The sequence below is a fragment of the Lactobacillus sp. VURO6/B1 (VP7) genome, assembly GCF_058139575.1.
Genome location: NZ_JBVOWJ010000009.1, coordinates 29704 through 41354, shown reverse-complemented (window position 1 = coordinate 41354; position 11651 = coordinate 29704). Strand labels below are relative to the sequence as shown.

At 36.3% G+C, this 11651-nt stretch carries 9 protein-coding genes; 4 read left to right on the top strand and 5 right to left on the bottom strand.

All coding sequences use genetic code 11. The features are described 5' to 3' along the window. A complete protein-coding gene (locus ACZ2M0_RS06215; RefSeq protein ID WP_490058893.1) occupies nucleotides 1–870 on the top strand; it encodes an ABC transporter ATP-binding protein in 870 nt (289 codons plus the stop codon). On the opposite strand, the gene ACZ2M0_RS06210 is transcribed toward ACZ2M0_RS06215, so the two are convergent. After that, complete coding sequence (locus tag ACZ2M0_RS06210; protein ID WP_490058892.1) at nucleotides 867–1712, bottom strand: helix-turn-helix domain-containing protein; 846 nt, start codon at nucleotides 1710–1712, stop codon at nucleotides 867–869. The genes ACZ2M0_RS06215 and ACZ2M0_RS06210 overlap by 4 nt on opposite strands. 145 nt (nucleotides 1713–1857) lie before the next feature. On the opposite strand from ACZ2M0_RS06210, the gene ACZ2M0_RS06205 reads away from it, so the two are divergent. Both ACZ2M0_RS06205 and ACZ2M0_RS06200 read left to right on the top strand, forming a co-directional pair. Continuing rightward, on the top strand, nucleotides 1858–3456 hold the full coding sequence (locus ACZ2M0_RS06205) for an ABC transporter ATP-binding protein (RefSeq protein WP_490058891.1): 1599 nt from the start codon (nucleotides 1858–1860) through the stop codon (nucleotides 3454–3456). Then, a complete protein-coding gene (locus ACZ2M0_RS06200; protein WP_490058890.1) occupies nucleotides 3446–3712 on the top strand; it encodes a DUF2087 domain-containing protein in 267 nt (88 codons plus the stop codon). Before ACZ2M0_RS06205 ends, ACZ2M0_RS06200 begins: the two co-directional genes overlap by 11 nt. 737 nt (nucleotides 3713–4449) lie before the next feature. On the opposite strand, the gene ACZ2M0_RS06195 is transcribed toward ACZ2M0_RS06200, so the two are convergent. Then, the gene (locus ACZ2M0_RS06195) at nucleotides 4450–6261 is read right to left on the bottom strand and encodes an FAD-binding protein (protein WP_490058889.1); all 1812 of its coding nucleotides are present in this window, start codon (nucleotides 6259–6261) and stop codon (nucleotides 4450–4452) included. A gap of 13 nt (nucleotides 6262–6274) precedes the next feature. Further along, entirely contained in the window at nucleotides 6275–8080 is a 1806-nt protein-coding gene (locus tag ACZ2M0_RS06190) for an FAD-dependent oxidoreductase (protein WP_490058888.1), read from the bottom strand. 120 nt (nucleotides 8081–8200) lie between these two features. On the opposite strand from ACZ2M0_RS06190, the gene ACZ2M0_RS06185 reads away from it, so the two are divergent. Further along, nucleotides 8201–9094, top strand: coding sequence for a LysR family transcriptional regulator (locus ACZ2M0_RS06185; RefSeq protein ID WP_490058887.1), 894 nt, complete (start codon nucleotides 8201–8203; stop codon nucleotides 9092–9094). 54 nt (nucleotides 9095–9148) lie between these two features. Here ACZ2M0_RS06185 and treC read toward each other — a convergent pair whose 3' ends face one another. Both treC and treR read right to left on the bottom strand, forming a co-directional pair. After that, a complete protein-coding gene (treC, locus tag ACZ2M0_RS06180; RefSeq protein WP_490058886.1) occupies nucleotides 9149–10801 on the bottom strand; it encodes an alpha,alpha-phosphotrehalase in 1653 nt (550 codons plus the stop codon). Then, the gene (gene treR, locus ACZ2M0_RS06175) at nucleotides 10798–11529 is read right to left on the bottom strand and encodes a trehalose operon repressor (RefSeq protein WP_122051731.1); all 732 of its coding nucleotides are present in this window, start codon (nucleotides 11527–11529) and stop codon (nucleotides 10798–10800) included. The genes treC and treR overlap by 4 nt, the downstream gene beginning before the upstream one ends. Between the last annotated feature and the right edge of the window lie 122 nt (nucleotides 11530–11651).

The following is an 11651-nucleotide window of genomic DNA, read 5'->3' as shown; positions in this document are numbered from 1 at the left end:
ATGTTAAAAATAAAAGATGTCACATTGGCATTTGGTAAGAACGTTGTTTTAGACGACGTTAACTTGGAATTTAAGCAGGGCGAGATCGTTGGTCTCGTAGCGCCTAATGGTACGGGGAAGTCGACCTTGATCAACGTTATTTTGCATAATCTGACACCGCAAAAAGGGTTTGTTGAATATGAAAATACACGTTATCAAACACAAAAAGATACGATTAAATTACACCAGGAAATCTGCTCGTTTCCTGAACAAAGCGACCTGTTTCCCTTTATGACTGGACGAGATCATCTTAATTTATACGCTGATCTTTGGCACAATTCTGTCAAATCAGTCGGGCAGGTTATTAATGACTTGCAAATGGGAAATTATGTGGATAAGAAGGTGCAGACTTATTCTTTGGGGATGAAACAGCGACTTTGTTTTGCAATGGTAGTAGCAGCTGATTCTCCTGTAATGTTGTTAGATGAAGTAATGAATGGACTTGATCCACAGAACGTAGCTTTAATTTCACAGATGCTTCTTAAACTAAAGGATGAAAACAAGTTGATCATTATGGCTTCACACCTTTTGTCTAACTTGCAGCAGTATGCTGACAGGGTCTTGTTTATGGGCAAAGGACACATTATTGAAGATCTAGACAATAAAAAGCAAAATAAACGGTATTTAAAGATGCAGTCTACCCCTGAAACGACTAAGTTGCTAGCTAATTATGATTACGAAACTTTGCCTAATAACCTGATATTAGTTCCTCTAGAAAAAATTGAGCAGGATAAGCTGACGCAACTTATAGCCAGCTTAGTTAGAGCTGATATTCAATACGCAGTTGAAAGAATTGATATCGAAGACTTATTTAATAAATTTTATGATTAGTTTAAAGCTTTAACCTGATTTAATATTTGCAGAAAATAAGCAGCCGTAGTTTGCATGTCCATATTAGTTAAAAAATGAATGATTGAGACAGCTGCTTCATCATTGGCAGTATTGTGGAATGTAAGAATTGCATTTAAAAATTTGCGCCCAACAATTAACAACATTTCGTTATCTGGTAAGTCAATCTGGTTTATTCGTGTTAGCAGTTTATCTGCAAATTTAAACTGACTATCTGTAATTAAACCAATTACAGCTTCAAATAGAGCTGCTATACCAAAATGAAATGTACCTTCTCCTGCTTTTTTAATAAAAGAAATATTACTGATAACCTGAACAGAGATTTGGTAAATGATTCTGGGACTAATAATAGGGATAACATTGGCAAAAAGTGAGAGAAATTCATGACCCCAAACAGTTATCTTACTTAATTGGTGGTTTAATTCATTTTGCTGGGCTATAGGAAAAATATTATGCTGTGAAGTTTTATAATACAAACTACAGGCGATTGCTGCATAATCGAGGTCAAAAGGATCTTGACTTGACTCGTATTTATTTAATGCCGCTTGAGCCAGTTTTTTCAAATAGTTTTTGTCGTGGTTATTCCAAGATTCTTCTAAAATAAGCGCAATATGATCCTGCGGGTCGAGTTTAGCAAGCGCAATATATTCAGTTGCGGATAAACTAAGCTTTTCACACAATTTTAATACCCGGTTAAAATCCATGTGTCCTTGATTATTTTCCCAGCGAGAAAGCATTTGAATGGAACAAATGCCTTTAGCTGCTTCTTTAAGCGTAATATGCTGTTTTTTCCTTAATTGTTTAAATTCAATTCCTGACTGCATGTTATTTCGTCCTTTTTAAGATATTATGCACTTTTTTCTCATATATGAGAAATAAAAAAGCCAGAAAAATAATTCATGCTTTAATTTAATATGTTTAATCAAAAAAATATCTTAACCGTTTTAATAATAAAGAAGGAGTAGAAAAATGCAATCTTCATTAAAATTTGCACCTAAATGGAAACTCGTTGCCTACACACTTTTAGCAATAGTAATGGCATTTGGCAATGTGGTAATTGCATATGTCACTAAGATCATGTTAAATGCAGCGCAATATCGTCAAGGCGATAGTGGCAATTTAATTAGAATTGCCGGCATTGGTGCCGCAACAATCTTAATTATTATGTTGTCTAATTTTGTGTACCGTTATATCAAGTACGCTATTATTCAAGATGTCAATGTTTATCTTAAAGACAAAACGATGAGCTATCTGATTGAACAGCGCAGTGATTCACAAAAGGATGGTTTAAGTCTGATGACGAACGATCTTAAACAGATTGAGACATCTAAGACTACAAATGAATTAATGATCATTGCAGAATTAGTATCTTTTTTGCTATCAGTAGTAGTTGGTTTAATCAATTCCTGGATTTTGACATTAATTTTTATGGTAACTACTTTAATTCCTGGACTAGTGCAAAGGGCTTTTACCAAAACAATTCAAACAAAAGCAAAAGTTTGGGAGACAAATAACGTCGCATACACTCAGAGTGTAAATGACGGGTTAAACGGAGCACAGACTGTCGGCTTATACGATGCCCAAAGTTCGACTATTAGTAAAGTGGTTAATAGTGCCAAAAGAATGGAAGAAGCATTAAAGAACTTAAACTTCACACAAGCTGCAGCAGGAGAAGTCATTATGGCTTTTGCAGATATTTTTAGCTTTATACTGCCGTTTCTAGTAGGTGCCATCTTAATGCTGCAAGGACAGATTGGCGTTGGTACCTTAATTATGATAGTGCAACTATCCAATCAATTTATTAACCCGATAGTTAATATTTTTCAGCAATTGAATGCAATCAAGTCTACTAAACCAATGTGGGATAAAGTAGAGCAGGCTCTGTCTTTTTCAGCTGACAGTACTAAAAATGCAAAAACTGGTAAATTTACTGGTTTGAAAGTTGAAGATGCAACTTACAGTCAAGGTGGCAGAGAGATTTTCACTCATCTTAATCTTACCGTAGCACCTAATGAAAAAATCTTGCTCATGGCACCAAGTGGTTGGGGAAAGACTACGTTGTTAAATTTAATATTAGGTAAAATTAAACCTAGTGAAGGTCATGTTTATATTGATGGTGAAGATGTCACGGGTAATTGGGCCGCAGCTCACGATAATTTCAGTTACGTTAACCAAAAGCCGTTTATCTTTGATGATACAATCAAATTTAATATTTTACTGGGGCGGAAGGCTTCTCCAGAAAGTTTGGCTAAAGCAGTTGAATCGGCGGGACTAACTGAACTCGTGGATGAAAAAGGCTGGGATTATCAGGTTGGTGAAAAGGGGGCAAATTTATCCGGAGGACAAATCCAAAGAATTGAAATTGCACGTGCTTTTCTCTCTGAACGGCCAGTATTGCTCGCTGATGAAGCTACTAGTGCCCTCGATCCGGAACTGTCACTTGCAATTCATAAAACGTTATTAAAAAAGCCTAATTTGGCAGTAATTGAAGTGGCTCATAAAATTTCTGCCGCTGAAAAATCATTATTTGATCGGATAATTAATTTAAATGGAGAAAATGAAGAATAAAGAAGTATTAATGCGCTATGTTGATAATGATGGAGTTGTTAAAGTTTGGCCTGGTAAGGCTAAAAACCGGCTGTTGATTTTACAATATTTGGCAACTAAATTTGAACCAGCTAAAAAATATTCTGAGCAGGAAGTAAATTTAATTTTAATGCGTTATGTGGCTGATTATGTTACCAGAAGGCGAGATTTAATTGAAAATCATCTTTTAAAGAGAACGGATGACGGTAGATTTTACTGGCTAAATGAAGAAAATTAAAAAGCAAATAATGTATGTCAGCAATTGAAGGATAAATTTTGGGATATTATTGTAGCTAAACCACCTGAAAGTTAGTCAGTAAGAGTGCTTAATGCTTTTGCAATCTATTTAAATGAAAGAGCAGGTGATCTATTAAATATGTTACAATCCAAAGAATATAAACTTGATATTAACGGTGAAAAACAAACTATCCAGGGTGTTTATGTTTCTGATAAGTCTATGTATCTTAATCTAAAAGGAGTTATTGAATAGAGGCTTAGAACCCAATCAAAAAGACGTAGAGAGCGTATTAGATGTGGTGCTTAATTCCGACCCAGAAGAGGTTAAAGATATTATTAAAATTTGAGAGGGCAACGATGAGTGACTAGATTAAAATCATACTATATGACAATGATGTAATGAAAAATAAGCAAAATTATATTTAGCGGTATATACGATTTGGCAGGTAAATATTGTGCGGTTAACTTTCAAAAAATGGCTATGAATTTCACAATCCCTCACGCTTTGATTATGCAGAGAAAATATCAACGATATTATTTACGGACAACCCAAAAAAGCAGGCTTAGTAGCAACAAACCATGCCAAATTACTAGATGAAATAAACTTCATGCACCCATTTAGAGAATATAATAGTCGTAGTTGTAAAGTGCTTCTACTTGCTAGTTAATATCAAAATAACCACTTTACTTTTATTTGAAGCAAAAGTGGTTATTTTTAGAATTTATAAAGAAATTATATTATTTAATTTTTGCTAATGCGTCATCTACAGCACTTTTAACAGCTTTCGAGGTCAGCGAAGCACCAGAAAATGCGTCAACATTGGTTGAATTAGATTCAATAATGTTGTGAAGCAAAGGTTTAATGATTTTTTGGCCAATTTCCTTAGTTTCACTTTGTTTGATGACATTGATGTCTTCGATATTTTGATTATTTTTATCCATGGTTACTTTGACCACAAACTCATTTCCCATACCTTGATCACTTTTACCAAGGAACTGATTGGTACCAAGCTGGTAGTTTTCTGTTTGTTCGTCGCTAGCTAGAATTTTAGAGTCAAGTGGAGCAACATTTTCTACTTTTTCTACTGGTTCTTGAGCAACATTTTCTCCAGCAATTTTACCGAATATCAACAACTCTGCAACATCTTGACCAGCTTGATATTGATTAGTGGTTATACTACCGGCTTCGCCAGCACTATATAAGCCCTTGATTGCCGAACCATCTGGCTTTAAAACTTCAGCTTTTTCGTTTCTGCGTGGACCTCCCTGAGTGTTTAAAGCTGCAGGCTGCAACTTAATTGCGTATATTTGTCCATCAGCAAGTGGGGTCATTGTTTGGCCGCTTCTGCTAAATGAATAATCCTTACCTAATTTTGCAAGTTCGTTAAAGTCCTTAACTGTGTTACTAAAAATGGTTGAATCAAAATTAAGTTTTGCGGCAAGTTCACTAATAGAGGAGGTTGCAATTGCTTTATTTAAAGCAGATTGTAATGCACTATCCTGTATTTTTTCCAATTTGGCTTTTTGCTTTTGATCAAAAATAATCCAAGATTGTGTAGTCAAATATGGGTGTCTGCTAAAACCATGAATAAACAGATAGCCGGATTTAGAATGCTGGTCTTCTGCAAAGTAACGTGTACCATCATTACCTACAACAAAAATGCTGCCTGTGTATAGTTCCGGCCAAGTGTATGCTAAAAGGCCACGCTGGCCATTTGCAACTGCATAAGTCAAACCGTGATATAAGCCACCGCCATTGTAAACACTGGTATGCCATTGATCAGCACCAGCTTCAATACTTAAATTGACAGAATCTCCCTTATTATATAGAGTACCCATTGGCACCATTTTAGGAACACCTAAGTAATCCTGAATTCGTTTAGGATCGTTTTCAAAACCCCCGGCTGTGAGAACAACTCCTTTTTTGGCGTGGACATATACTTCTTGTCCATGTCTGTGGATTACTGCTCCTACGACTTTGCCGGTTGAGTCTTGCACTAAGTGAATAGCCGGAGATTCGTACCAAATAGTAATATGATCCAGGCGTTTCATGACCTCATTTCTGAGTACTTTCCACAAAGCTCCGTCTTCAATTTGTTGCCCATCATGTACAGTGTATAAGTCATAGTCGGAAGCTCCCGGATAGTCAGGATAATCAGGGAAATCTCCTTTGACCGATTGAACTGCTGGTCTGTCTGGATGTGCTAAAAAGCTGAAAGGTTCAACATGAAGGTATTTTTTTAAGTAATTAGGCATATCAGCTACGCCATCAACAAAAGTATCTATGATTTTTTGATTAAGATCAAAGGGTGCTGTCATTTTGGAATAGTATTTTTGATAAGAAGATTTGCTTTTAGTACCTGCAATCATTTGTCCACAATAACGAGTATTACCACCTTCATGGCCAACGGGTGCAACATCTGTTAAAAGCACTTTGCAATTATTGTCAGCAGCAAACCTTGCGGCAGTAGCGCCTGCTCCTCCAAAACCAATGACTATAACATCGAAATCAGCCTGCCATTTAAAATTGTTAATTTGTGTTGTTAGCATTTTTTAAAATCCTTTATTCTAAACCTAAAACTGACTTTGCTGCACGTCTGCCTTGATGAACGATGCCACCGATAGCTGTACCAGACCCAGGGTAGTATGAGCCAAGCCAGCCGCCAGCATTGAGTCCTGCTGCGTACAAACCCGTAATAGGCTGATTATAAACATCAAGTACGTTGCATTTCTTATTAATCTTTAGTCCACCTAAAGCGCCTAAATTGCCTGGAGTATTGCGGTATGCGTAGTAAGGTCCGGAAAATGGTCTTACACCATTTGTTCTATTGTATTCTGGATCCGCGCCATTAGCGGCATTTTTATTCCAAGTATTAACGCTGTTAACAAGGTTTGCTTTAGGAACATTAATTTTGTCTGCTAATTCTTCAAGTGAATCGGCTTTAACTACCAAACCGCTTTTGACGTCGCTCTCTAATGATTCTGGGTTCCATGGACTAGTTTTTTCATTAATAGAATCTGCACCAAAAATCTGATAAGTTGGTTTGTCTAGTTGCTTTTCCTGGTTGAAAATTGCCCGGAATTCATAAGCATAAGTTGCATCTTCGTTAACAAATCTTAAGCCATTGCCATTAACAAAAATTGAAGGGATTGTAGGAACACGGTCATCAGTACCGTTGCCAGTTCTGGCATCAAAATCAATTGTTCCGCCAAAGCCGGTAACCGCTGCGCCAATTGCCATGCCCATCACAATGCCATCACCTTGATCTGTTAAGACAGACCAGCAATGATGAGCTTTAACATCTTCATAATGTTGAGGACTCAAGTCCTTAGCTAATGCTACATTTTGGTCAATCGAGGCTGTTGCCAGAATAACTCCACGGCGTGCTTTTAAATATTTAAGCTGATGGTCTTTTCCCTCAGTAACAACACCAATCACCTTGCGCTCGGTACCATCGCCAGCTGTAATTAATCCTATCACAGCAGTATTATAAGTAATTTCTGCTCCTTGTTTTAAAGCATATTTGAGGAGATGTTGGGTTAAAATAATACCGTTGCCACTGGCACCACCGTTTTTGTAAACATGAATCCGATCCGCAAAATGATTTTTAGCATAAGGAATCTCAGTGTGGCCGTAGACATTTGTCCATTTAATGCCCATATTGGCCAGCCACTCAATATTTTTCGGTGAATTTTGGGTAAAATCATGTACTAAATCTTGGTAAACACGACCTTCACCTGCCTTTAAATATTCCTGCTCATGATTTTCAGGGGTATCGTTTTGATATTTAGTAGATTCTTTTTGTAATTTCGTACCTGCTGCTTGAATGACACCTCCGGAATAGTTGGTTGTACCACCAGCGATGCCTTGTTTTTCAATTACCATCATAGAAGCGTGATTTTCTGCGGCTGTAGCAGCAGCGGCTAGACCGGCACCACCGGAGCCTACGACAATTAAATCATATTCACCGTCATATTCGTCTACATCATAATCGGTAACTGTTTCTTTAAGTAACGGATAATTTGCAATCTCGGGAATACCGTTTTCTTTTGTGTGAGAATCAGGTTGCGAGGCACCCGATACAGCATCTACATCGGCTTTTGTCTTTATTCCTGCTTCATTAGCAGCCTTGATAGCAGCCTTTCTTAAAGCACCGGTTGAAATTGAAGCACCTGAAATTGCGTCAACTTCAACGGAATTTTCTTCATTGGCTTTTTCCAGCCAAGTTGCAATTCCCGCTGCTCCTACCGTATTGGGTGTAACATTTTCAGCCCAAATCTGCTTAATTTTGCCTTTATTTTCATCGACATCAATCACAGCTTTAATTATGCCGTGAAAGCCTTTTTCTTCTGCGCTATATTGACTCATAGTTTTACCTCTAAAATATTTAATTTTATTGTTATCGCTTTCGAAATTAGTATATTTTATTTATACTTATAAGTGAAATCAATATCAGTTATTAATAATAGAAATTATTTATAAGAAAAAATGGATATAAAAAAATTAGAGACTTTTATTAATTTAGTTGAAACTCGCAATTATACTAGAACAGCAAAAGCACTTCATGTGACTCAACCGACGGTTTCTCATGATATTAAGGCAATTGAAAATGAAATTGGTGTGAAACTATTTAATCGTAATAAACGTTATGTAAATGTTACTCAAGATGGCAAAGCCTTTTACCAAAAAATCAGGCCTATAATTAATAACTATTATTCAGCTGTACAAGATATCCAAAAGAAAGACTTGGCTGATAACTATAAAATAGCAATAGGCTATTCATATACACCTTTTAACGACTTGTACATTCCAATCTGGATTAAAAATTTTCAGCAAATGTATCCCCAAGCTAAGTTTTCAATTATTAGTTTGAATCACAACGAATTGAAGCAACAAGTCTTATCGGGAGAAATAGATGTTATTATCACTACGGGACGGGATGCAGCAGATTTGAATAATATAAAAAGTTACCATATCGAGACTGAATCATTTAAGGCAATTGTTCCTGAAAAGAATCCTTTATGTCAGAAGGATAAACTTGAATTAGAGGACTTTCAAAATGAAAAAATGCTTTTTCTTGATAACAATTGGGCAGCAGAGGATCTAATTAATTTACAAAATAAAGTAATGCATATAAATAATCAAATGCATATTACATATGTTAATGATCTATCTGCTCTTAACATTTTAATTAAAGCTGAACAAGGCATTGCTTTCGGACTGTATTGCCTTTATCCTCATTTGAATGAAAATTCTGTTTATGTTCCGCTTGATTGGGAGCCGCAAGTTGATTTAGTAGCCATTACGCAGAAAAATAATGAAAAAAGAGTTGTTTATCAGTTTATCAAATTTATTCAAGATTTCGAATTTGATTTTAACTAGTACAGAAAATATAAAAAGAAAGGCTGACAGGTCAGTCTTTCTTTTTGCATTAAGCTATATTAATAAAGCCAGTGCTTCATATGGTTGTAAAGCTAAAGTTTTAGGCACCTCTTGTAAATTTTTATCGTAGTTGCTAATTAAAGTTTGCGCTTTTTGCCCTTGATAAGAAGCAGGTAAGCCGTACATCACTTTTTGTCCATAAAAATTGTTAATTACTAGTAAGGTTTGTCCCTGGTAAAGTCGGCAATAAGCAAAAATTTGTGGATGGTCCAAGTCAATGGGTTCATAGCTTCCCTTAGCAATAATGGGGTAATGTTTTCTTAAGTAAATCAGCTTTTGATAATATGGGAAAATTTCACCATGATCAAGTTCAGCCGCAACGTTAATTTGCTCTTGATCTTTTGGCTTTAGCCACGGAGTTCCAGTAGTAAAGCCTGCGTTAACGGTGTTATCCCAATGCATTGGCGTTCTGCTATTATCGCGAGACTTTGCCTGAATAATTGCCAGTGCTTCAGGGTCACTTAAGCCTTGCTTTTTAAGTTCATCATAAGCATTGAGTGTTTCGACATCGACATAATCCGTGATCTTCTGATAATTGGGATTGATCATGCCGATTTCTTCGCCCTGATAAATATAAGGGGTACCGCGTAACAAGTGCATTACGGTAGCCAGCATTTCAGCGGATTTTTCCCGAAAATGAATGGGATCACCAAAACGGCTCAGTGCCCAGGGCTGGTCGTGATTATTCCAAAACAGGGCATTCCAGCCGCCACCTTGACTCATTCCAATCTGCCATTTATTAAGAGCATCTTTTAAAGCGGAAAAGTCAAAAGGTATTTTGGTCCATTTCTGACCATTTTGATAATCAACTTTTAGATGATGAAATGTGAAAACCATTGATAATTCGTGATTATCTTTTCTAGTGTAAGCAACGGAATTGGCAACAGTTGTTGAGGACATTTCTCCCACAGTAATCGCATCTGGCTCCTGACCAAAAGTTTTTTGATTTAATTCTTTTAGATATTGGTGCACTATCGGCTGGTCTGTATACATTAACTTGCTAGCAGTGTTTTTAGGCGCATCAGTGAGTTTTTCATCTTTGCCAATAACATTAATCACGTCAAAACGAAAGCCTTTGACCCCTTTGTCACGCCAAAAATTAACGACCTTAAATAGTTCTTTTCTAACTGCAGGATTATGCCAGTCGAGGTCAGCTTGAGTTTTGTCATATAAATGAAGGTAATACTTGCCGGTTTTGCCAAATGGGGCCCAGGCTGGCCCACCAAACTTAGATGTCCAATTGTTAGGTAAACTGCCATCTGCTTTAGGCTCTCTAATGTAGAAAAATTTTTGATAATATTCGTCTCCAGCTAACGCCTTTTTAAACCAAATGTGATCGGTGGAACAATGATTTAAAACCATGTCGAGCATCACACCAATGTGGTTTTGCGCAAGCTTAGCGACTAATTCTTCGAAATCGGCCATTGTGCCAAATAATGGATCGATTTCGTAATAATTTGCGATGTCATAGCCATTATCGTTTTGAGGAGACACAAAAAAGGGATTAAACCAGATCATATCGATATTTAGTTTTTTTAAGTAGGGGATTTTCTCGATAATTCCCCTTAAATCTCCGATACCATCACCGTCACTGTCGTAAAAAGATTTAGGATAAATTTGATAAATTACTTTGTCAGCTAAACTCATAATATAAGTCCTCCATTTTGTGCTTTTCTATGGGCAAAGTCTACAAATTTAAATTTGTCGGGCCGGTGTTGCGAAATAGTGTACTGAAAAAAAGATGTATCTTTCAAATAAGTTAAACTACGCACAACCACCACTAAGTTAGTATCGGTAAGGTGCAACTGCGCCATTACATTTTTACTTGCCGGTTCTACAGTAATAGTTTTAGTGGCATAATCGATTTCAAGTCCTAAATCATGTTCAAAATAGTGGTATAAAGAACTTTTTGCCTGGCTAGCTGATATGTCAGGTACATATTTTTTTAAAATATAATCTTCGTCAACTACTATTGGCTCCTGATTAATTAACCGTAAACGGGCTACATATGTTGCGGCAGTTTCTGTTAAGGATAAATGTTTACGGATTATAAAAGGCATCTGGGCATCTTCTAAGGCCAATATTTTCGTTGCAGCATGCATTTGCTTTTGCTTGTTCAGTTCGTCAAAAGATTCAATATCAGAAATAGGGAAGGCAATCCTTGCTGCATTAATAACTACTGAGCCCTTTCCTTTTATTTTTTGAATTATGCCAGCATCTAAGAGTTCGTTTAAAGCTTTTCTAATTGTTTCACGTGAAACATTATAAAGCTCTGACAGAGCAGGCTCACTCGGTAAAAAATCACCGACAACATATTGTTTGTGCTTTATTTTATTTGTTAGATCCGCTGCTATTTGTAAATATTTAGCTCTCATTATTAGTTATCCACCTTTTAACACTAATCATACCACCTTACGTTTATTTTTTACCTGTCTAGACCAATAAAAAATAAAAAAATTTTTGTTACAACAACATAATAAGCAATTTATTGACACCT